Below are 19865 nucleotides of genomic sequence, written 5' to 3'. Positions count from 1 at the left end.
TGGTCCGTGATGGAAAAATCACGCAATCACGGCTCGGACGTTCTCATTTAACCCCGACTGTGGCACGAATGTGGCGCATGAGGCGCTTCTCTTCCAATGACCCGGCGCACAAGCGCGAACGAACAACCGAGCGCAAGCCTCCGCGCCCGATTAATGCTGCGCGGTTGAACGAGATGGCGCTGGCCTATGTTGCGCGCTTTGCCACCAGCGGGGGCAAACTGGCCGACTATCTCAAGCGCAAGCTGCGTGAGCGGGGCTGGGACGGTGAGGGCGAGGCCGATATCGCCGGGATCGTCGCCCGGTTCGTGGAATTGGGCTATGTCGATGATGCCGGGTATGCGCGTGGCAAGGCGCAAAGCCTGCTGCGGCGCGGCTATGGCGTGCGGCGGATCGATCAGGCGCTGGGCGCTGCGGGCATTGCCGAAGAGGTGCGCGAAGATGTGCGCGGCAGCGAAGGCGAACGGCGGCGCGCGGCGCTGGTCATGGCGCGCAAACGGCGGTTCGGTCCGTTTGGAGAGAGTGGCAGGCTTGACCCGGCGCTGCGGGAAAAGCAAACCGCAGCCATGCTGCGCGCCGGACACCCTCTTGCACATGTGCGCGCGGTGGTGAATGCCGTGTCGGCGCAGGCAGTGGACGAGTGGATCGATGAAGCAGATGAATAGACTGGCGGCATTTGCCGCTCTTGCGATACTGGCTGGCTGCTCACCCGGCACGGCGGACGCCGGGACGAAGGCTTCGGCTAAGGCGGCTGCGGCTGATGCGGTTCATCCGATCTCTGGCCTGCAAGTGGCTCCGGTCACCGTGGTCAGCGGCAACACACGCCATGTCTTCAAAACCGAATTCGCGCGCAGTGCGCCGGAACAGGCCAAGGGCCTGATGTTCCGCACCAGCCTGGGCGATGACGAGGCGATGATCTTCCTTCGCAATCCACCCGATCGCGCTTCGTTCTGGATGCGCAACACGGTGATTACGCTTGATATCATCTACATCGGCCTTGATCGCCGCATCCTGAACATTGCGGCCAATGCTGTGCCATATGATGAAACGCCGTTGCATTCGGCGGGCCCGACGCTGGCCGTGTTCGAGATCAATGGCGGCCTTGCGGCAAAGCTTGGCATAAAGCCGGGCGACAAGGTGGAATGGTAAACCGGATTCACAAGGCAAATGGGCGCAGTACTCGCTTGCCGACTCCCCCTTTGAACGGCTAAGCGCAACCGTCATGAGCATCCTCGGCAAAATCTTCACCTGGTGGAATGGCGCGACCGTGACCACCATGCTCGACAGCGCGCTCAAGGGCGAACAGGTCGGCACTGACGCGCAGGGCAACAAGTACTACCGCGCCAAGAAGCCCTTTCCCAAGGGCCACCCCTTTGCCGGCCGTGAACGTCGCTGGGTTATCTATAACGGCTCCAATGATGCCAGCCGCGTGCCGGCTGAATGGCATGGCTGGCTCCATGGCTCGTTCGATGGCGTGCCAGAAAGCAACCTGCCGCCCGCGCGCATCTGGGAAGTGGATTACACCCCCAACGCCACCGGCACTGCCACTGCCTATCGCCCGCAAGGCGCGCTTGAGCGTGGCGGAAAGCGCGCTGCTGCCACCGGCGATTACGAAGCCTGGGTGCCGGAAGCCTGATGCCATCGGTCGCACCGTCGGCTTGCAGTTCTGCGCTCGCTGTGGCGTGCGTGCTGCTGCTTTCCGGGTGCGAAAAGGACGTTCCTGCACCGCCGCCCGAAGCGGTCGCTACCAGTGTCCCGACCGCCGCCGTATCGGGCGCTGCGCTTGAAAGCGAATATGGCACCCCAATCAAGGATCGCGTCGCAACCCTCGGATTCCTGAACAAGCGCAACAATATCACGCAGGACATCGTGCTGAAAAGCGGCGAATCGCGCCGCATCGGCAACGCCATCGTCAAGCTGGCCACTTGCGAGAAGACCGCGCCGTGGGAAGATCCGGCGGAGACTGGTGCCTTCGTGCAGTTGTTTGTCGAAGAGCGCGCAACGACTGATCAGCCGCTGGCCTGGCGCAAGGTGTTTTCAGGCTGGCTGTTCCGCAATTCGCCTTCGCTCAACGTGGTGGAGCACCCGATCTACGATGTCTGGGTAAAGGATTGCGCGATGAGCTTCCCCGGCGAAGAAGAGCCGGTGGCCTCGGCCCGCAGTACAGCAAAGCCTGCTGGAAGCGCCAGCGGGGCACCTTCACCTGCCCCCAGTCCTAGCCCGAGCGCATCACCCAGCGCCCGCGCGCCATCGGCTTCGCCTGCCGAATAGGGCCGCTGCGCCGCTGACAGCAGTTTCAGATACTGGCTTTGCGGAATCTCCACTGCGCCAAGCGATGCGAGATGCGATGTGGTGAACTGGCAATCGAGCAGTTCTGCCCCGATTCGCCGCAACGCTGCAACCAGCCAGGTTAGCGCCACTTTTGAAGCATCGGCCTCGCGGCTGAACATCGATTCGCCACAGAACACCCGTGCAAACCCCACGCCGTAAAGCCCGCCAACGAGCCGCCCCTCGCGCCAGCATTCGATCGAGTGGGCATGGCCATGTTCGTGCAGACCGATATAGCTTTCGCGGATTCGCGTGCTGATCCAGCTTTCTTCGGCACCCGGACGCGGCGCAGCGCAGGCATCGATGACTGCCTCGAACGCGGCGTTGCAGGTGACGGTAAAGCGTTCGCGCCGCAGGGTACGGGCCAGCGAATGTGACATATGGAAGCCATCAAGCGGCAGAATCGCCCGCATTCGCGGCTCTACCCAGAAAACTTCGGGATCGTCGCGGCTGTCCGCCATCGGAAAGATCCCGGCGCGATAGGCCTTCAGCAGAAGGTCGGGCGGAATGGTGTGGGGATCGTTTCTGGCCATAATGTGCAAGAATGTGTTTCGGTCGGTTGCATCCCCCGCGTCAACCCTTTAAGGGCCGCTGCGGCACAGGAGTGTAGCTCAGTTGGTAGAGCATCGGTCTCCAAAACCGAGGGCCGTGGGTTCGAGTCCCCCCACTCCTGCCATTTTTACCGTAGTAGGGTGCGAAAAGCGCCTCAGGTTCATCATCTGAAATTCGAATAAGGGCGCAAAGCCCTCTCGAAAAGCCCTCTCATTGCAGGGCGGTTCGCGCGCTGACGGTGTGTCGAAAAATGGCGTGAAGCTATCTCGTGCCATCAGACTTGCCATTTTGCGCCTGCTCCCCTAAATCAAAGGCACTTCCGACATCGGATAATCGTCAGCCCCTCCCGGACCCGTCCGGGGCGGCGATTTCCCCTAGGCGGAAGAAATGATTTCAACGCGGCCGATGCCGCAGCAAGCAAGGCGTTCGATCGATGGCCAAGACCAGCCCCGGCGAGTTCTTCAACCAGGTGAAAGCCGAAGCGCGCAAGGTTGTCTGGCCGACTCGTCAGGAAACCACCACCACCGCCATCTTTGTCGGCATCATGATGCTGATACTGGCAGTGTTCTTCCTTGGCATCGATACGCTGTTCGGCATGACCGTGAAGTTTCTGCTGTCGCTCGCCTGATTAGTGGATTGATTTTGACATTTGCGCCCCTTGGCGGATGGGATGGGTCTGCAAATGTCAAAATCGTAAAATCCACTAGATTCTTTTAATGGATAGTGGTCCGAAGAGATTTTGACATTCGAGCGCTACCAAGCCTCAAACAGTATCGAATGTCAGAATCGGACCACTAGAAACCTACAGGACCCGAAAGAACAACATGGCCCGCTGGTATATCATTCACGCCTATTCCGGTTTCGAGAACAAGGTCAAAGAGGCGATCGTTTCCGAGGCTGAGCGCATCGGCCTTTCGCAGCTGGTCGAGGCGGTGGAAGTGCCCACCGAGACGATCACCGAAGTGAAGCGCGGCAAGAAGGTGCAAGTAGAGCGCAAGTTCATGCCCGGCTACGTGTTGGCCAAGCTGGCGATGAATGACGATATCTATCACCTCGTCAAGAACACGCCCAAGGTTACCGGCTTCCTTGGCACCAACAACAAGCCACAGCCGATTTCCGACAAGGAAGCCGCCCGCTACTTTGGCGCGCGCGAACAGGCCGCTGCCGAGCCGCGCAAGAGCGTGGTGGTCGATTACGAAATCGGCGATTCGGTCAAGGTCAACGCAGGTCCCTTCGCGACGTTCAACGGCGTGGTCGAGGAACTGGACTTCGACAAGAGCCGCGTGAAGGTTTCGGTTTCCATCTTTGGCCGCGCAACGCCGGTGGAGCTGGGCTTCGAGGAAGTCGAACTGGTTCGCGGCTGACGCACCAGTACTTGCATTTGCGGGCCGATAGCTCTATCGGCACGCGCTTCGCTGCCTGAAAAGGCGGTGATTCCGCGCGGGAGTCTCGGATGGTCCGGGGCGTCTAACCGCTCACTCTGAGGTCCGGCCTGAACAAGGGCGGCCAACAGGAAGAAAGGAGGCCCATCGTGGCCAAGAAGATTGAAGGCTATATTAAGTTGCAGGTATCGGCTGGCGAAGCCAAGCCGTCCCCGCCGATCGGCCCAGCACTGGGTCAGCGCGGCGTAAACATCATGGAATTCTGCAAGCAGTTCAACGCTGCCACGCAGGAAGTGGAAAAGGGCACGCCGCTCCCCACCGTGATCACCGTTTACGCTGACCGTTCGTTCACTTTCGTAACCAAGACCCCGCCAGCCACCTTCTTCATCAAGAAGGCAGCCGGCATCAAGTCTGGTTCGAAGACTCCGGGCAAGGCTTCGGCCGGCACGATCACGCGCGCACAGCTGTCGGAAATCGCACAGGCCAAGATGAAGGACCTGAACGCGAACGACATTGAAGCCGCAACGAAGATCATCGAAGGCTCCGCACGTGCGATGGGCCTCACCGTGGTGGAGGGCTGAGACCGTGGCCAACCTGACCAAGAAGCAGAAGTCGCTCAACGAAAAGCTGGGTGACAATCAGAAGCTCTATGCAATCGACGACGCGATCAAGCTCCTCAAGGAACTCAAGAGCGCCAAGTTCGACCAGAGCCTTGAAGTATCGCTGAACCTCGGCGTTGATCCGCGCCACGCCGACCAGATGGTCCGTGGCATGGTGTCGCTGCCTTCGGGCACCGGCAAGGACGTGAAGGTTGCCGTGTTCGCCCGTGGCGACAAGGCTGAAGCCGCGCTTGCTGCAGGCGCTGACAAGGTCGGTGCCGAAGATCTGCTGGAAGACATGCAGAACGGCAATCTCGACTATGGCCGCGTGATCGCCACGCCCGACATGATGGGCATTGTCGGTCGTCTTGGCAAGGTACTGGGTCCCAAGGGCCTGATGCCAAACCCAAAGCTGGGCACGGTTACCCCGAACGTCGCTGATGCGGTCAAGGCAGCCAAGAGCGGCCAGATCGAATTCCGCGTCGAAAAGGCTGGCATCATTCACGGCGGCATCGGCAAGCTCTCGTTCTCGGACGAAGCGCTGCGCGCCAACTTCGATGCTTTCGTCGATGCGATCGTCAAGGCCAAGCCATCGGGTGCCAAGGGCAAGTACCTGCGCAAGGTCGGCCTGTCCTCGTCGATGGGCCCCGGCCTGAAGATCGACGTGTCCGAAGTGCACGGCGGATAATGTCCCGATGCGTCCCCGCGCAGGCGGGGACCTCAGGCGGTACAAGACAGAAAAAGAGCCGGGGAGGGAAACCTCTCCGGCTCTTTTTCTGTCTGCGCTTCACGGCTAGGAACCAACAATGCCCGAAGACCAAGCGCCGCTGAACCCCGTGACCGCCGCCCGATTGCAGGTGGAGGCTGTGATCCCGCCCGAAAAGCGCGGCCCTGGCTGGGATCGGCATTGGCGTGAGCTTGAAGCCTATGCCGATGCGGCCATGGTCGGCGCTGTCGGCGACTGGACAGTCAATCCGCGCTGACATTGGCGCGGGTATAGCATTCCACTACCAGGCTGATCGCGCGGCCATCTGGCAGTTTCAGCGCTGCGCGGTGCGACAGCAGGGTATCGACGGGGCATTCCGGCATTGCCCCGCGCTGCTGCGCCAACCGTTCGCGCCGAAAGCCCAGTGGGCTGACGACTTTGCCGAACGGCATATCGCTCGTCTCCAGTATCCGGTTCATCTCGGGCGTAAGGCGCGCAGGGACATACCAATTGTGCGCCACGGACAGCACGGTGGTTCCGCACACAAGCTGGACATGGCGGTAGCGCACCGGCTCATCGCTGGCTACGCCCAGCGTTGCGCGGATTTGAGGTGAGGCGGGGGCCTGTGCCGATCGATCAGCCAAGGCGCGGATCACGGGTGGGTCAGCTATCCGCTGCGTCTGGCACCATTGCCCCAGCGCAGCTGTTGCACTGTCATTGGCGGCCAGCACGTTCTCCAAGCGCGAAAGATCGGGGCCCGCGCACCCGCCGAGCAGCGCTACGATCAGAAGCGCTTCAGGGCGCGGGCGCAGGGACCGGTTCCGCCATGCGGCGCGCGGTGATGATCTTCACCGGCTTGGCCAGAATCTGCCCACGCATGATGCCTTCACCTTCGGTTTCGGAGATCGGCGCATCGAAAATCGCGCGGACCACGTCCATGCCTTCGATCACCTGCCCAAATGCGGCATAGCCTGCCTTGGCTTCGGGGTCGGTGGATTCGGGCTGGGCGTCCAGTCCGGGCTGATCAGACACCATGATAGAAAAGTCACCGGTAGCTGTGCCGGGAGCGTAGCGCGCCATCGAAAGCGTGCCCGCCTTGTGCAGAATGCCGGTCTGGTCAGTCGGTTCGTGCGCGATGGGCGGCAGGTTGCGCTTTGGATCGCCGCGCGTACCGGCCTGAATCAGGCCGTTGGGCTGCTCGCCCCACTTCAGGTGCATGGCGCGGTAGAACACCGTGCCATCAAGGCGCTTGGTTTCGGCATAGCGGACGAAGTTGGTGGCGCTCGCAGGCGCACGCTTCACATCCAGTTCCACGACGATGCGTCCCGCCTCGGTCTCCAGCGCCACGCGCACCATATCGGGCAGGGGAGCTTTCGATGGTGCGGGATAGGCAGGTGTGGGTTGGCGCGGCGCGGCTGTGCGCTTCTTGACCGGCGTTGCGGCGATCAGCACGAAGGCGAGGGGAGCCAAGAGGGCAAGCCGCCGATCCAGCATCAGGTGGTGATCCCGCCAGCCACAGGTGTGCGGCCCAATGCGGTGAGGCCTTCCTCAAGCGTTTCCACGCAGGCGGCAATCTGGCTTTCGCTGACCGAGCGGACCACGAAGTTTGCCCCGGTGCGGCCTTCGCGAAAGAAGGGATAGCTGCCGATCTGCACGCCATCGAAGGCCTTTTCCGTCTCGCGCAAAAGGTCGGCAATCTCGCTCTCGGCAACCCAGCAGCCGAGTGTGGCCGACAGCAGCGGCAGGCCGCCTTCAAGCTGGCCGGTCAATCCGTCAAGCATTTGCGCAGTGATGCCGGGCACGCCTGCCATCAGATATACATTGCCCGCGCGGATGCCCGGTGCGCCCGATACCTTGTTGTCGATCAGGTCTGCGCCTTCGGGCACGCGCGCCATACGCAGGCGGGCATCGTTCAGCCCGCCGCGCGTGGTGTAATAGCTTTCAAGGATAGCGCGGGCTTTGGGGTGGATCACCACCGGAACGCCCAGCGCGGCGGCGACGGCATCAACCGTGATGTCATCATGCGTCGGCCCAATGCCACCGGTGGTGAAGAGGTAATCGTTGCGCACTCGCAGCGTGTTCACCGCCTCGATGATGGCGTCCATGTCATCAGGTACCACCCGCACCTCGCGCAGGCGGATGCCCTGCACGCCAAGCCACGTGGCGATCTGGGCGATATTCTTGTCCTGCGTGCGGCCGGACAGGATCTCATCACCAACCACAACCAGTGCGGCGGTCCATATGCGGGATTCGTTGGTCATATCCCAAAGGCTTACCGCATGGCACCTTCACGCAAAAGCGCTATTGCACCGCTGCCATATGCGCCTTGTGCACGGTTGTGCCGCGCGCTTGGCCAAATTGAAGCACACCATCCTCGATCGGATCAGCCTTCATCCACGCCACATCGCGCACATAATCCTGATTCAGCCGCCAGCGCATGTCGCTGGCGGATTTGGGCAAAAGATGGCGCGCCCGTTCGATGTAGCCTGACGACAGATCGTAGATATTGTCCTCGTCCAACTGGTGGTTGGGCGCGAGCTTCGGCACGGCCAGATCGGCGTCCTTGACCCTCATCGCGTTCAACACATCGCATACATAGCGCGCATTGATATCGGCGCGCAGAGTCCATGATGCATTGAGATAGCCGAACACCGCTGCAAGGTTCGGCACGTTCGAGAACATCGCGCCCTTGTAGTAATAACGGTCGGCAAAATCGATCGGATTGCCATCGATGCTGAGCGCGATCTTGCCGGCCATGACCATCTTCAGGCCGGTTGCAGTCACGATCACATCGGCATCCAGATGCTTGCCCGATTTCAGCTTGATCCCAGTGGCGTCGAAACGGTCGATATGGTCGGTCACCACGCTGGCTTTGCCCGCCTTGATCGCCTCGAACAAATCTGAATCAGGCACCAGACACAGGCGCTGGTCCCATGGATCATAGGGCGGGGTGAACGCCTTTTCATCATACTTGTCGCCCAGTGCGGCCTTGATCTTCTTGGTCAGGAAATCGCGCACTTTATCGGGCCGGGCGCGCGCGCGTTTGAAGAAATAGTTCTGTAGCTTGACGTTTTTCCAGCGTGTGATCTTGTAAGCCAGCTCTTCGGGCAGGAACTTGCGCATCATGTTGGCGATGCCGTCCTTCGCTGGACGGGTGGCATACCATGTCGGCGTGCGTTGCAGCATGGTAACGTGAGCGGCTGCACCAGCCATTGATGGCACAATCGTCACTGCGGTGGCACCCGATCCGATCACCACCACACGCTTGCCTGCATAATCAAGGTTTTCTGGCCAAAACTGCGGGTGGATGACCTGCCCCTGAAAATCCTCGCGCCCTTCGAACTGCGCTTCGTGGGGCTTGTCGTAATCGTAATAGCCTGACCCAAGATAGAGCCAGCGCGCGGTGACGCGGCTGCGCTGGCCGTCACCGCTTTCCAGCGTCACCACCCATTGCGCCATGCCGCTGTCGAAATCGGCGCTGACGACCTTGCTGTCAAAGCGGATGTGGCGGCGGATATCGCGTTCGTCAGCGATGCGGTTGAGGTAATCGAGAATCGCCGGGCCATCGGCAATCGACTTTTCATGCTTCCACGGCTCGAACACGAAGCCCAGCGTGTGCATATCGGAATCCGAACGCACACCGGGATAGCGGAACAGGTCCCACGTGCCGCCAATCTGCCCGCGTCGCTCCACAATGGTATAGCTGCGGTCCGGGCACAGCATCTTCATGTGCGCGGCCATGCCGATGCCGGATATGCCCGCGCCGACGATCAGGACGTCAACGTCGGGCTGAATTACGGTGATGGCGGCCTGCTGTGCGCCCACAATCTCTCTCCATGGTTTCTATTTACAGTGATGTTAACACACTCGCAGGCGATTGCCAGTGCCGCGAAGGTTTGCCAGTGAAGTGTTATGACCGTGATTGCCGCCCGCCGTTACAGCAATGGTATCGCCCACGAACAGGCAATCGGCCTTACCGGTGAGCCCGTTGTTGCCCTGCCGCTTCACAGCTTTGACTGGATCGGCCTGTGCGAACCGGATACGGCAGAGATGGAGCTCGTCCGGCAGCAATATGGCTTACACCCTCTGGCTGTCGAAGATGCGCTGAACCCGCGGCAATTGCCCAAGGTCGAGGTCTATGGAAAAACACTGTTCGTGGTCGCACGAACGGCAGAACTCCAAGCTGGCGAGGAAATTGGCTACGGCCAGACAGCGTTCTTTGTTGGCCCTGGTTTCCTGATCAGCGTCCGCTTTGGCAGCAGCCGGGCGCATTTGGGTCTGCGCGCGGACCTTGAAGGCAAGGGTGAGCGTCTGGCCGAAGGGCCGGACTACGTGCTCCATGCCGTGCTGGACTTTATCGTCGACGGCTACCTCCCCCTGCTTGAACGACTGGAGGAAGTGGCGCAGGAGATGGAGGAAGCGGCCATAGATGTGTTTCCCGAACAGGCCGTCATCCGGCGCATTTTCCGGCTACGCCGCCAGTTGCGCCGATTTGAACGGGTGATCGGGCCGATGGAGGAAGTGTGCGCGAGGCTGGTCGTGGCCGATCTGCCCTGTATCGATGCGGGCGCGCGCATCTGGTTTCGCGATGTGCTTGATCACGTACGCCGCGCGATGGCCCGGATGCGAGGATTGAAAGAGACGCTGGCGGCTATTGTCGAGACGGCGGGCTTGCTTGAACAGCATCGGCAGGGCGAGATGACCAGGCAGCTTGCGGCGTGGGCGGCAATCCTTGCCGTGCCCACCGCGATTGCCGGGATCTATGGCATGAACTTCGATTATCTGCCCGAACTGCACTGGCGCTACGGCTATTTCGCGGTGTGGGGTGTGATCATCACCATCTGCGGCGGGCTTTGGCTGCGCTTCCGCAAAATTGGCTGGCTTTAAGGAAGTTTCGCTAACGCCCGACAGTCAGTGTTTCCACCGGAGCTGGCGGCTTGCGAAATAAAGGGACCCGCTTGCGCCAAAGCTTCAGCGCTTCCCAATGAATGCCTGCTGTAACCTTGAGCGTTGCCAGCGGGTAGGTGAGGGCGGTTTTCAAAAGGCTGCGGTCGGTCAGCGGAGCCTTGCGCGCGGTATGGATCGCTGCAAGGATCGGCCCTTCAACGTCCGAAACCGTGATGCCAAGTGCCAGCCTTTCTCCAGGCGGTAAAACCCGGAACGCATAGTCCATGGTCATGGGCAGGAATGGTGAGACGTGAAAGCTTTTGGGCGCGAACTGGTGCAGCGTCGGTGCGCCGTCTCGGGCTGGGATCACGTAATTGTGCCGCTCGCCAAAGGTATTGGACACTTCATAAATCACCGCGCGCAATGCGCCGTCCATGCCATGGCAGAACCAGGTGTTGAGCGGATTGAACGCGTATCCCAGAAGGCGCGGCATTGTCAGCAACCGGATCGGCCCGCCATCCGGGTCTATACCCGCTGCGCGAAGAAGGCTTTCCGCATGGGCACGCAAGTTTGTGCTGCCAGACTGCCGTATGTCGCCGTGATCGGCATCGTGAAATGCAAACAAGTTAAAGCGGTTGTGCGAAAACAGCCGCAACCGCGCGGCCAGTTCGTCGATCCTGTCAATATCGAGCAGCAGGTGGAACACGCGGTAGCGCAAGCGGTGCCGTGCCGGCCGCAATCTCCGATGCAACACATCGCCATGATAGAGCGCGTGCTCCACAGTTCAGGCAGGCTCTGATATGCGTTGATCGATCGGCCCGGAATTATGGGTTACGTAAATTCGCCCGGATTCATTTGCGACCTGCCAGGGACGGCGCAAGCCGCCCAGTTGCTCTGCCACCGCAAGGCCTGCCTGCAGTCCGTCTTCATGGAAACCAGCGCCAAACCACGCGCCGCAGAACCATGTGTTGCGACTGCCCTGAAGTGCCCACAAACGGCTCTGAGCTGCACCTGCCTGCGCATCAAACACCGGATGATGATAGATATCGCGCCGGTACACCAGTTCAGGGTCGGGTTCGACCAAGGGGTTCAAGGTCACGAACAGATCGCGCTGCGTCGGCAGGTGCTGCAGCCGGTTCATCCAGTAAGTGACCGACAGTTGGTGCACGCTTTCACCCCGCTGCGCTGCATAGTTCCAGGCCGACCAGACTTTGCGCCGCCGCGGCATTAGCGCGGGATCGCTGTGCAGCACGGCTTCATTGCGGCGATAGGGAAAAGCGCCAAGCAGGCGGGTTTCCAGTGCATCGGGATCTGCCAGCATGCCCAATGCCTGATCGGCGTGGGTGGCGATGACAACGTGATCGAACCGCTCCCATCCGCCGCCTGCATCAAGTTCAACCGTCGTGCCGGTGCGGCGGATCTGCCGCACGGGTGAGGACAGCCGCACCCGATCAGCAAAGGCTGCGCTGATTCGCTTCACATATTCGCGACTTCCACCTTCAACCGTGCGCCATTTCGGGCGTTCGCGGAATTGCAGCAGCCCATGGTTTTCGAAGAAGCGAATGAAGGCCGCGGCCGGGTGATGCGGTATGTCCTTTACTGGTGTCGACCAGATTGCCGCCGCCATGGGATAAAGATGATCATCGCGAAATGCCGCGCCGCAGCCCAGCCCATCAAGATAATCGCCCAGGCCCAACTGGCCCAGTACCGGCAGATCGCGTGGAGCCGCTTTGTAGAACCGGGCTACATCGCGCAGCATTGACCAAAAGCGTGGTGACACAAGGTTGCGCCGCTGCGCAAACAGGCCACGCAGGTCCCCGGAATACTCCAGCTTTCCGCGATCGAGCGATACAGCAAAGCTCATCACCGTTTCCCGCGTTGGCACATCCAGATGCCTGAGCAGCGCGGTGAGATTGGGATAGGTCTTTTCATTGAAGACAATGAAACCGGTATCTACAGGAATGCCATCGGCCAGGACCGTATTGCTGTGTCCGCCCAATCTGTCGTCCGCTTCGAATACGGTAACCCTGTGGCCCTGCGATAGCAGCCATGCGGCGGACAGACCCGATATCCCGCTTCCCACCACAGCAATATCCAGCGCTTGTCCGCTGCTCATAAACCCAGAAACCCCCATCAAACCGTCGTATAGCAGCCATCAAGCGAGTGCCAACATACGTCTTGTAAAGCCCTTAGTCTTTCCCCGACCATTGTTGTGCGTTCCCGTGCTGACACATTGACACGGTTTCGATCCCTATGACTTGGTACGTCGCATGAACCTCTTTGCTTCTGCCGCCGCGCTCGTCGAGCGCCTGCCTTTACCCGATGCCCTGACCCGTCTGGGCGTTGACATCATGTGCAACCAGCGCCGTCGTCAGATCCACCACACCCAGCCCACAGATGCGGCTTTTGCTGCGTGGATGGCGCAGCGCCCGGTGGCGGAGCATACGGATGCTGCAAACCAGCAGCACTACGAACTTCCCCCACGCTTTTTTGAACTGAGCCTTGGGCCGAACGCCAAATACTCCTGCTGTCTCTATCCAACCGGCACCGAAACGCTGGAGCAGGCAGAGCTCGCCGCCTTGGCAGAAACGGTGGTCCACGCTGCGCTGGCAGACGGTCAGGACATTCTGGAGCTTGGCTGCGGCTGGGGATCGCTCAGCCTGTATATGGCGGCGCAATTCCCGAACGCACGAATCACGTCTGTGTCAAATTCGCGCCCTCAAGGGGATCACATCCGCGCCATGGCTGCGGCGCGAGGCCTGACAAACCTGACGGTTCTGACCGCCGACATGAACGGGTTCCAGCCCGAAGGACGTTTCGACCGTGTTGTATCGGTTGAAATGTTCGAACACATGGCTAACTGGCGAGAATTGCTGGGGCGGGTGCAGGACTGGTTGAGGCCGGATGGCAGGCTTTTTCTCCATGTGTTCAGCCATGAACGCTACCCCTACCGATTCGACCTAGCTGACAAGTCCAGCTGGATTGCGCAATATTTCTTCACCGGCGGCGTGATGCCTAGCCATGGACTGATCGGGCAGTTCGATGACCTGTTCACGCTGGAGCATGCCTGGCGCTGGGACGGCACGCATTACGAGAGAACCGCGTTAGACTGGTTGGCGCTGTTCGATGCCCGGGCCGACGATATCAGGCCAGTGCTGCAAGGCGTCTATGGAGAAGATACCGCCCTGTGGATGCGGCGCTGGCGCCTGTTCTATCTGGCCACAGCAGGCCTGTTTGGAAACAATGGCGGGCGTGATTGGGGTGTCAGCCACTGGTTGCTCAAACCGGCGTCAAATCACGGTTAAACAGGTTCGATAGGTACTTATCCTGATCGCTTGGGCTGCATTCGGTTTGTCCTGATACCCTAGGACAGGCCGCATGCCATTTGCGGACCTGCCATGCTCAAGCGTGTAGATACCGAAGAAATCGAACTGGGAATGTTCATCCACAAGCTGGAAGGGAGCTGGTTCAGCCACCCCTTCTGGAAGAGCCGCTTCCTGCTTGAAGATCCCGGCATGCTGGAAGCGTTGAAGGCCAGCGCAGTGGGTGCGGTTGTTATTGATACTGCGCGGGGCAAGGATACGGCAGGCCTGCCCGCAATGGCGGCAGAAAATGTCGAAACAGCTGCCACGCCTCGCCCGCCTGCTGCCTTTGGACGAAGCGCGCGCACGGCTCTGGCCCCTGTTCCTCAACGGATCGGCTTTGCCCGACCTGCGCCGACCATGCCAATTGCTCGCGAATTTGGCCGGGCGAAGCGCACCGCCGGTGATGCGCTTAAGGTGGTGAGCCGCACTTTCATCGAAATGCGTCTGGGAAAGGCCATACGCGCCCATGGTGTCGAACCAATGCTCGACACGGTCTATGCCTCGGTCCAGCGCAATCTATATGCTTTCAACGGGTTGCTGCGGTGCCAGAGCGATAGCGAACCTCTCTATCGCCATTCTCTGGCTGTCAGCGCGCTGATGATCGCGCTTGCCACGCATCTGAAATTTTCTCCTGGCGAAGTTCGCGATGCGGGTATGGCAGGGTTGCTTATGGATGTGGGGGCAGGGCAGCTTCCTGTCGATCTTGCCACAGTTGGTGGCGATTACACGCTGCTGCGCAAGGATTTGCGCGAACAGCATGTGCTGCACGGCTATTCGTTCCTGAAAGCTGCTGGCGACATTCCCGATGAAGTGCTGCGCGCCGTACTTCATCATCATGAGCGGCTTGATGGCAGCGGCTATCCGCAGCAATTGACCGGGCCGGTCATCGATCTTCTGGGCCGTATGGCCGCGATCTGTGACACGTACGACACGCTGATTTCTGGCGGTAATCCGGCGCAGCGCCTTGATCCGGCTGACGCCATTCAGCAGCTGCGCGATCAGCCCGAAAAGTTCGATGCGACGCTGGTTGAACGCTTTATCGAAACCGTGGGAATTTACCCCATCGGCGCTTTCGTGCGGCTGCGTTCGCAACGTCTGGCGATGGTGGTGGACGAGGACCCTGTTGATACGCACCTGCCCACTGTCCGCACGTTCTGGTCTCTCCCGCAAGACAAGCGTCTGAAAGGAGAGAACATTGCGCTGGCCCATTGCTATGGCGAAGACGCGATCGATGGCGTGGCCGACCTGACCGGGCTTGATCTGCCCGATATTGCAAAACTGCGCGAAAGCTTGCTGGCCGCTGCCTGTAAGGAAGCCGGTTAGAGCTGAGCAGCCTCGTCGCGCCCGGCCTTGCTGGCAAAGCCGTTAAGCCCCAGCCACCATTGCAGCGCGATCACGCCGCCCTTGGCCGGCTGCAGGATGCTGCCAATCAGCACCAGCGCCAGCGATGCGACGATCAGCATCATCGCCCAGGCGGGCAGGGTAGAATTGAGGCCCAGTTCGATGATCACCGGAGCCATGATGTGCCCGGTCAGGATGATTGCGATATAGGGTGGGAAATCATCGGCACCGTGCAGCGTCCAGTTCTGGCCGCATATCCCGCAGCGATCGACCGGCTTCAGAAACTTGGCGAAGAGATGCGTGCCGCCACAGCGCGGGCACTTGCCCCGCACCCCGCGCCACAGGGCCGCGCCAGTTCCTTGGGGAAGCGATGCGCGGTTGAGAGGCAGGGCGAGGTTGGGCATGGCTATTTCGCGAAGGGATTTTTGGGGCTGCGCAGTGTCATGCGGATCGGCACCGCATCAAAGCCCAATTCGCGGCGAATGCTGTTGATCAGATAGCGCCGGTAGCTTTCGGGCAATTGATCGAGCCGGGTGCCAAACAGGATGAAACCTGGAGGCCGTGTCTTGGCCTGCGTGATGTAACGCAGCTTGATGCGGCGGCCACCCGGAGCAGGCGGCGGATTGGCGGCCAGCGCATCATCGAACCAGCGGTTGAGCGCTGCGGTGGCCACACGCTTTGACCATGCGGCGCGGATTTCGAACGCGGCCTTCAACAGATCGTCCAATCCTTTGCCCGTGCGGCCCGAGATCGCCAGCAGTGGCACGCCGCGCACTTGCGCAAGGCCGTCTTCCAAGGCGGCACGGATGCCTTGGAACAAGCCCGAAGGGTCTTCGGCAATGTCCCACTTGTTGATGGCGATCATCAGCGCGCGACCTTCTTCGAGCACCATCGAGGCGATTTTCAGATCCTGATGTTCCAGCCCGCGGGTTGCATCGAGCATCAGCACGACAACTTCGGCAAAATCGATGGCGTGGCGCGCATCGGCAACCGACATCTTCTCTAACTTTTCAACTACTTGCGCCTTCTTGCGCATGCCTGCGGTGTCAATCAGGCGAACCGGGCGATAGCCTTCGCGCTCCGGGTCGAACCACTGCCAGTCAATCGCGATGGAATCGCGGGTAATGCCCGCTTCCGGGCCGGTCAGCAGGCGGTCTTCGCCAAGCAGGCGATTGATCAGGGTTGATTTGCCCGCGTTTGGACGCCCGACGATGGCCAGTTTCAAAACGGATTCGGGATCAAACTCCTCCTCGTCCTCTTCGGCTTCGGCGTCTTCATCCACTTCGGCCTGCTTGGGCTCCAAATGCGGGCGCAGCGCTTCGAACAGGTCGGCAAGGCCCTGTCCATGTTCGGCAGAGAACGCCACCGGCTCACCAAAGCCCAGCGCAAAGGCGTCATAAATGCCCGGGTCGCCTTGACGGCCTTCGGCCTTGTTGGCCATCAGCACGATGGGCACACGGCTGGACCTGAGATAGCGGGCGATTTCCTCGTCAAGCGGAGTGACGCCTGCACGTGCGTCGATCACGAATAGTGCAACGTCAGCGCCGACCAGCGAAGCTTCGGTCTGCTTGCGCATGCGGCCGGGCAGCGTTTCAGGATCGAGATCTTCCCAGCCTGCGGTGTCGACGATGGTGAAATCAAGGCCGAGCAGCGACGCTTCGCCAAAGCGGCGATCGCGTGTGACGCCGGGCTGATCGTCCACCAGCGCAAGCTTTTTGCCCACCAACCGATTAAACAGCGTGGATTTGCCGACGTTGGGGCGACCGATAATGATGACTTGAGGACGCATGGGCCTCCCGTGGCTGTTCCTGCGCATGAACGCAAGGGGCGGTTTAAGTCAGGGTGATTGATTAGGCCTGCGTTAACCAAGGATCGAAGCTACGCTATAACCAAAGCAATGCAAAACGCAGGGTATGAGAACCCGCTTTTGCTCCATCGCCGTGTTGGGCGTATTGGCCATGCCAGTGGCAGACGGCAATGCTGCAGAGTTTCGTGATTCTGCGCGGTATTCGGCCATTTCGGATGATGCGCACGATCAAATGCCTTATTTGCAATGCGTGCCCTATGCGCGGCAAATCAGCGGCATCCAGATCTATGGCGATGCGCTGACTTGGTGGGAACAGGCCGAAGGGCGTTATGCCAAGGGGCGCAAGCCAAAGCCCGGTGCGGTGATGAGTTTTGCCCCCACTGGCCGGATGGTTCTGGGCCACGTGGCAGCGGTCAGCCGGATCATCGATTCGCGCACCGTGCTTTTGCGCCACGCCAACTGGTCGCCGATTGATGGGCGACGCGGGCAAATCGAAGACGATGTGCGCGCGGTGGATGTGTCCGAACGCAACGATTGGTCACAAGTGCGCGTGTGGTATGCGCCCATCGGCAATCTGGGCACAACGGCATGGCCGGTGAACGGGTTCATCTATCCTGACAAGCCAGGCCGCCAGAATGGCTTCACGCTGCTGGCAGCCAAACCTGCCTCGGCCCCAGCATCGGCTAAAGCCAAAGCCGCCGAAGCCCCCAAATCCCTCAAAGCGTTGGTCGGTGCAGACTTTCTGAAAGGTATCCGGCCCGAGGTGGATACGAAGACAGCGCCAGCGCGGCGGCACCTTGCGACCAACTATAGCTCGTCTGGAACAACGCCGCGGAAATCCGCATCGGTCCAAGCGTCAGCGTCTCGTCAGGCCATGTCGGACGATCCGATTGGCCGCATCATCGCCGCTAAGACCCGCTGACGCTTTCCTGACCAGAAGCTGAGCTCAGTTCAGTTCAGTTCAGTCCTTTTAATTTAGGCAGCAGCACGCATCTGCGGCACGTCCCGCTTCATCGAAAAGTGCTCCAGCGTCTTCAGCAGCGCACCTGCTTCTGTCGAAAGCGAATGCAGGGCGGCGTTGCTTTCCTCGACCATGGCGGCATTTTGCTGAGTGGATTTGTCAATCGCGCCAAACGCATCCTGAAAACCGGTCAAGGCTGTTGCGGTGGTATTGGCGGCATCGGCAATGTCTGAAACCCGCGTCCCTACTTGGGATACGTCTGCTAGCATTTCGTGCAGAACCGTCTCGGCTTGCGTCACGTATTCCACACCCTCGCTCACTTGCGCGTTGGAGGATTCGATCAGTGTCTTGATGTTCCGTGCAGCATCCGTGGTGCGTTGCGCCAATGCGCGCACTTCAGTTGCCACCACGGCAAAGCCCTTACCAGATTCACCGGCCCGCGCTGCCTCTACACCGGCGTTCAGCGCGAGAAGATTGGTTTGGAACGCAATCCCATCGATCAGTACGACGATTTTTGAGATTTCGTTGGCGGATTGTTCGATCTTTTGCACACTGGTCATCGCGCGGGTCACGGTTTCTGTGCCATGCGCAGCGCGCTGCTGCGATTCGCCTAGTGCCTCCTGCACCGCGTTGGCATGTGCCGCCGTTGTATGAGCCGATGCGGTAAGCTGGGTGATGACTTGTGTCGCGCGTTCGAGCGCAGCAGCATCAGTTTCGGTCCTTCGTGCCAGATCGGCAGCGGCTTGATAGATCTCGCTAACCCCGCCTTCGATTTGCCGTGACGTGTTTGAAACCTCCAGAACAAGCTGCCGCAAAGTGCCGATCGTGTTGTTGAAATCCCTGCGCAAGGCATCGAATCCCTGCGGGAAGGGCTGCGAAATCGCACATTCGAGATCGCCTGAGGCCAGAGCATTCAGCCCCGCGGCAAGATTCTGGACGATCATGCGCTGTTCCGCGTCGCGCTTGTCCCGCTCGGCCTGTGCGGCCTTTTCAAGTTCCGCCTTGGTCTGCTCTGCTGCCATTTGCGCAACGATCAGCGCTTCCATGCGCTGGGTCATCAGCACGAGCACGGCGGTTTCCATAACCACAATGAAGGCATGGAGCAGCACTCTGCCAAGGTCCGATGCGCCCGAGAAAACCAGCGAGGGGGCAAGGAAATTGAGCAGCAAGTGATGCACCGCTGTAACCGCTGCCGCTGCCAGCACTGGCCGCCAATCTGCGAAGATCGCCAGGATGGCGATCATCGCAAAGAAGGCCATGTGCAAGTCCACCTGCCACGCACGGCCCGACCACTGCATCAACAGGATCGCGCAATACAAGGGCATCGTGCCGCCAAGGACAATGCGCGTGAGCGGGTCGGAAAGCTTGCGGGCAAAGGCAATCGTTGGAAACACGCTGATGATCAACGCAAGGCCGACAGTCAGGAAGCTGCCGCCTGAGATAAACCAATCCAGAAGGATGATGGCACTGCACAGCCACGCTACGCATGCGATAAGCCCAAGGCCATTTTGCCGGAATGCCTTCAGATCATTCATTGCCTTGTCCAATTGTGAATGCCCAAAGTGTTGAGAGCGCTTTGGCCAAGTCTAGTTGGTTGGCCGCACAAGACAGCCGGGGCTGCCAAGGGAAGAAATCCCAGATGAAGAACGGCCGATACCGGAAATTTTTCAGCATGATAAACGACCAGCGTGCGCGACAACCGACCGGGGCCCACCAGCGCAAGACCGTGCGCTGACAAAGCTGACAGGCTTGTCGCATCCTGCTGGTTCAGCGGCACGAGCAGGACGGGTTGACCAGCGCGAGGCGCAAGTGTGGCCATAACAAGCACGACCATACCGAGTACCGCCTGAACAACAGGTAAGGTTGCAGGCTTCAATGGATCGGTCTTTTCATGTTGATACCAATTACCAAACTGGGAAAGGCATCAAATATCCGTGCAG

General features: G+C 60.2%; 23 protein-coding genes, 1 tRNA gene and 1 pseudogene. 14 read left to right on the top strand and 11 right to left on the bottom strand.

Annotated features, from left to right (window positions below; genetic code table 11):
* The first annotated feature begins 77 nt into the window (after positions 1-77).
* The 4 genes and pseudogenes from AC2A1F_RS15670 to AC2A1F_RS15655 form a co-directional block, all read left to right on the top strand.
* Positions 78-662, top strand: coding sequence for a regulatory protein RecX (locus AC2A1F_RS15670; RefSeq protein WP_484209717.1), 585 nt, complete (start codon positions 78-80; stop codon positions 660-662).
* Positions 646-1146: a DUF192 domain-containing protein gene (locus AC2A1F_RS15665; RefSeq protein WP_484209716.1), complete on the top strand. Its 501-nt coding sequence runs from the start codon at positions 646-648 to the stop codon at positions 1144-1146. The genes AC2A1F_RS15670 and AC2A1F_RS15665 overlap by 17 nt, the downstream gene beginning before the upstream one ends.
* A gap of 73 nt (positions 1147-1219) precedes the next feature.
* Positions 1220-1633, top strand: a complete 414-nt coding sequence (locus AC2A1F_RS15660) for an NADH:ubiquinone oxidoreductase subunit NDUFA12 (RefSeq protein WP_484209715.1) — start codon at positions 1220-1222, stop codon at positions 1631-1633.
* Positions 1633-2052, top strand: a pseudogene (locus tag AC2A1F_RS15655) (DUF2155 domain-containing protein); the annotation flags it as partial. The gene AC2A1F_RS15660 and the pseudogene AC2A1F_RS15655, both read left to right, overlap by 1 nt.
* 35 nt (positions 2053-2087) lie before the next feature.
* Here the strand turns inward: AC2A1F_RS15655 and aat are convergent.
* The gene (gene aat / locus AC2A1F_RS15650) at positions 2088-2858 is read right to left on the bottom strand and encodes a leucyl/phenylalanyl-tRNA--protein transferase (RefSeq protein WP_484209714.1); all 771 of its coding nucleotides are present in this window, start codon (positions 2856-2858) and stop codon (positions 2088-2090) included.
* A gap of 67 nt (positions 2859-2925) precedes the next feature.
* Between aat and AC2A1F_RS15645 the strand changes: the two genes are divergently transcribed.
* The 6 genes from AC2A1F_RS15645 to AC2A1F_RS15620 all read left to right on the top strand — a co-directional run bounded on the left by AC2A1F_RS15645 (position 2926) and on the right by AC2A1F_RS15620 (position 5841).
* Positions 2926-3001: transfer RNA gene (locus tag AC2A1F_RS15645), tRNA-Trp, on the top strand.
* 309 nt (positions 3002-3310) lie between these two features.
* Positions 3311-3505, top strand: coding sequence for a preprotein translocase subunit SecE (secE, locus tag AC2A1F_RS15640; protein ID WP_292632892.1), 195 nt, complete (start codon positions 3311-3313; stop codon positions 3503-3505).
* 196 nt (positions 3506-3701) lie between these two features.
* A complete protein-coding gene (nusG, locus tag AC2A1F_RS15635; protein ID WP_484209713.1) occupies positions 3702-4241 on the top strand; it encodes a transcription termination/antitermination protein NusG in 540 nt (179 codons plus the stop codon).
* 167 nt (positions 4242-4408) lie between these two features.
* Positions 4409-4840 carry a 50S ribosomal protein L11 gene (gene rplK / locus AC2A1F_RS15630; protein ID WP_484209712.1) on the top strand — a complete coding sequence of 144 codons (432 nt, stop codon included), beginning with the start codon at positions 4409-4411 and terminating at the stop codon, positions 4838-4840.
* A gap of 4 nt (positions 4841-4844) precedes the next feature.
* On the top strand, positions 4845-5546 hold the full coding sequence (gene rplA / locus AC2A1F_RS15625) for a 50S ribosomal protein L1 (protein WP_484209711.1): 702 nt from the start codon (positions 4845-4847) through the stop codon (positions 5544-5546).
* A gap of 118 nt (positions 5547-5664) precedes the next feature.
* Positions 5665-5841 (top strand): hypothetical protein, encoded by a 177-nt coding sequence (locus AC2A1F_RS15620; protein WP_484209710.1) that lies wholly within the window; start codon positions 5665-5667, stop codon positions 5839-5841.
* On the opposite strand, the gene AC2A1F_RS15615 is transcribed toward AC2A1F_RS15620, so the two are convergent.
* The 4 genes from AC2A1F_RS15615 to AC2A1F_RS15600 all read right to left on the bottom strand — a co-directional run bounded on the left by AC2A1F_RS15615 (position 5828) and on the right by AC2A1F_RS15600 (position 9389).
* A complete protein-coding gene (locus tag AC2A1F_RS15615) occupies positions 5828-6295 on the bottom strand; it encodes a hypothetical protein (RefSeq protein WP_484209980.1) in 468 nt (155 codons plus the stop codon). The genes AC2A1F_RS15620 and AC2A1F_RS15615 overlap by 14 nt on opposite strands.
* A gap of 64 nt (positions 6296-6359) precedes the next feature.
* Positions 6360-7058 (bottom strand): peptidylprolyl isomerase, encoded by a 699-nt coding sequence (locus tag AC2A1F_RS15610; RefSeq protein WP_484209709.1) that lies wholly within the window; start codon positions 7056-7058, stop codon positions 6360-6362.
* A complete protein-coding gene (locus AC2A1F_RS15605; RefSeq protein WP_292632903.1) occupies positions 7058-7825 on the bottom strand; it encodes a competence/damage-inducible protein A in 768 nt (255 codons plus the stop codon). Before AC2A1F_RS15605 ends, AC2A1F_RS15610 begins: the two co-directional genes overlap by 1 nt.
* Before the next feature lie 40 nt (positions 7826-7865).
* Positions 7866-9389, bottom strand: a complete 1524-nt coding sequence (locus AC2A1F_RS15600) for a flavin-containing monooxygenase (protein WP_484209708.1) — start codon at positions 9387-9389, stop codon at positions 7866-7868.
* Positions 9390-9476: 87 nt separating this feature from the next.
* Between AC2A1F_RS15600 and AC2A1F_RS15595 the strand changes: the two genes are divergently transcribed.
* The gene (locus tag AC2A1F_RS15595) at positions 9477-10451 is read left to right on the top strand and encodes a magnesium and cobalt transport protein CorA (protein WP_484209707.1); all 975 of its coding nucleotides are present in this window, start codon (positions 9477-9479) and stop codon (positions 10449-10451) included.
* 10 nt (positions 10452-10461) lie between these two features.
* Here the strand turns inward: AC2A1F_RS15595 and AC2A1F_RS15590 are convergent, their stop codons facing one another.
* Positions 10462-11232 (bottom strand): DUF1365 domain-containing protein, encoded by a 771-nt coding sequence (locus tag AC2A1F_RS15590; RefSeq protein ID WP_484209706.1) that lies wholly within the window; start codon positions 11230-11232, stop codon positions 10462-10464.
* A 3-nt stretch (positions 11233-11235) separates the two neighbouring features.
* Complete coding sequence (locus AC2A1F_RS15585) at positions 11236-12567, bottom strand: NAD(P)/FAD-dependent oxidoreductase (RefSeq protein ID WP_484209705.1); 1332 nt, start codon at positions 12565-12567, stop codon at positions 11236-11238.
* A gap of 154 nt (positions 12568-12721) precedes the next feature.
* Here AC2A1F_RS15585 and AC2A1F_RS15580 point away from each other — a divergent pair, with 154 nt between their 5' ends.
* Entirely contained in the window at positions 12722-13756 is a 1035-nt protein-coding gene (locus AC2A1F_RS15580) for an SAM-dependent methyltransferase (protein ID WP_484209704.1), read from the top strand.
* A 93-nt stretch (positions 13757-13849) separates the two neighbouring features.
* Positions 13850-15139 carry an HD-GYP domain-containing protein gene (locus tag AC2A1F_RS15575; protein WP_484209703.1) on the top strand — a complete coding sequence of 430 codons (1290 nt, stop codon included), beginning with the start codon at positions 13850-13852 and terminating at the stop codon, positions 15137-15139.
* On the opposite strand, the gene AC2A1F_RS15570 is transcribed toward AC2A1F_RS15575, so the two are convergent.
* The gene (locus AC2A1F_RS15570; protein ID WP_484209702.1) at positions 15136-15561 is read right to left on the bottom strand and encodes a DUF983 domain-containing protein; all 426 of its coding nucleotides are present in this window, start codon (positions 15559-15561) and stop codon (positions 15136-15138) included. The two genes, AC2A1F_RS15575 and AC2A1F_RS15570, sit on opposite strands and share 4 nt — an antisense overlap.
* Before the next feature lie 2 nt (positions 15562-15563).
* The gene (der, locus tag AC2A1F_RS15565; RefSeq protein ID WP_484209701.1) at positions 15564-16946 is read right to left on the bottom strand and encodes a ribosome biogenesis GTPase Der; all 1383 of its coding nucleotides are present in this window, start codon (positions 16944-16946) and stop codon (positions 15564-15566) included.
* A gap of 124 nt (positions 16947-17070) precedes the next feature.
* On the opposite strand from der, the gene AC2A1F_RS15560 reads away from it, so the two are divergent.
* Complete coding sequence (locus AC2A1F_RS15560; RefSeq protein ID WP_484209700.1) at positions 17071-17886, top strand: CHAP domain-containing protein; 816 nt, start codon at positions 17071-17073, stop codon at positions 17884-17886.
* Positions 17887-17939: 53 nt separating this feature from the next.
* Here AC2A1F_RS15560 and AC2A1F_RS15555 read toward each other — a convergent pair whose 3' ends face one another.
* Together AC2A1F_RS15555 and AC2A1F_RS15550 are read right to left on the bottom strand one after the other, a co-directional pair.
* A complete protein-coding gene (locus AC2A1F_RS15555; protein ID WP_484209699.1) occupies positions 17940-19460 on the bottom strand; it encodes a methyl-accepting chemotaxis protein in 1521 nt (506 codons plus the stop codon).
* On the bottom strand, positions 19457-19801 hold the full coding sequence (locus AC2A1F_RS15550) for a hypothetical protein (RefSeq protein WP_484209698.1): 345 nt from the start codon (positions 19799-19801) through the stop codon (positions 19457-19459). The genes AC2A1F_RS15555 and AC2A1F_RS15550 overlap by 4 nt, the downstream gene beginning before the upstream one ends.
* Positions 19802-19865: the final 64 nt, after the last annotated feature.

Source organism: Novosphingobium sp. HNCC26BN242 (genome assembly GCF_057180525.1).
This window is presented reverse-complemented; position numbering and strand designations above follow the sequence as displayed.

What these genes read in the sequence shown, in the direction of transcription:
- AC2A1F_RS15575 (WP_484209703.1), top strand. Translation starts at nt 13,850, where the DNA reads ATGCTCAAGCGTGTAGATACCGAAGAAATCGAACTGGGAATGTTCATC.
- AC2A1F_RS15670 (WP_484209717.1), top strand. Translation starts at nt 78, where the DNA reads ATGAGGCGCTTCTCTTCCAATGACCCGGCGCACAAGCGCGAACGAACA.
- nusG (WP_484209713.1), top strand. Translation starts at nt 3,702, where the DNA reads ATGGCCCGCTGGTATATCATTCACGCCTATTCCGGTTTCGAGAACAAG.
- AC2A1F_RS15560 (WP_484209700.1), top strand. Translation starts at nt 17,071, where the DNA reads ATGAGAACCCGCTTTTGCTCCATCGCCGTGTTGGGCGTATTGGCCATG.
- der (WP_484209701.1), bottom strand. Translation starts at nt 16,946, where the DNA reads ATGCGTCCTCAAGTCATCATTATCGGTCGCCCCAACGTCGGCAAATCC.
- AC2A1F_RS15580 (WP_484209704.1), top strand. Translation starts at nt 12,722, where the DNA reads ATGAACCTCTTTGCTTCTGCCGCCGCGCTCGTCGAGCGCCTGCCTTTA.
- AC2A1F_RS15570 (WP_484209702.1), bottom strand. Translation starts at nt 15,561, where the DNA reads ATGCCCAACCTCGCCCTGCCTCTCAACCGCGCATCGCTTCCCCAAGGA.
- AC2A1F_RS15595 (WP_484209707.1), top strand. Translation starts at nt 9,477, where the DNA reads ATGACCGTGATTGCCGCCCGCCGTTACAGCAATGGTATCGCCCACGAA.
- AC2A1F_RS15555 (WP_484209699.1), bottom strand. Translation starts at nt 19,460, where the DNA reads ATGAATGATCTGAAGGCATTCCGGCAAAATGGCCTTGGGCTTATCGCA.
- AC2A1F_RS15585 (WP_484209705.1), bottom strand. Translation starts at nt 12,567, where the DNA reads ATGAGCAGCGGACAAGCGCTGGATATTGCTGTGGTGGGAAGCGGGATA.
- AC2A1F_RS15605 (WP_292632903.1), bottom strand. Translation starts at nt 7,825, where the DNA reads ATGACCAACGAATCCCGCATATGGACCGCCGCACTGGTTGTGGTTGGT.
- aat (WP_484209714.1), bottom strand. Translation starts at nt 2,858, where the DNA reads ATGGCCAGAAACGATCCCCACACCATTCCGCCCGACCTTCTGCTGAAG.
- AC2A1F_RS15665 (WP_484209716.1), top strand. Translation starts at nt 646, where the DNA reads ATGAAGCAGATGAATAGACTGGCGGCATTTGCCGCTCTTGCGATACTG.
- AC2A1F_RS15660 (WP_484209715.1), top strand. Translation starts at nt 1,220, where the DNA reads ATGAGCATCCTCGGCAAAATCTTCACCTGGTGGAATGGCGCGACCGTG.
- AC2A1F_RS15610 (WP_484209709.1), bottom strand. Translation starts at nt 7,058, where the DNA reads ATGCTGGATCGGCGGCTTGCCCTCTTGGCTCCCCTCGCCTTCGTGCTG.
- secE (WP_292632892.1), top strand. Translation starts at nt 3,311, where the DNA reads ATGGCCAAGACCAGCCCCGGCGAGTTCTTCAACCAGGTGAAAGCCGAA.
- AC2A1F_RS15620 (WP_484209710.1), top strand. Translation starts at nt 5,665, where the DNA reads ATGCCCGAAGACCAAGCGCCGCTGAACCCCGTGACCGCCGCCCGATTG.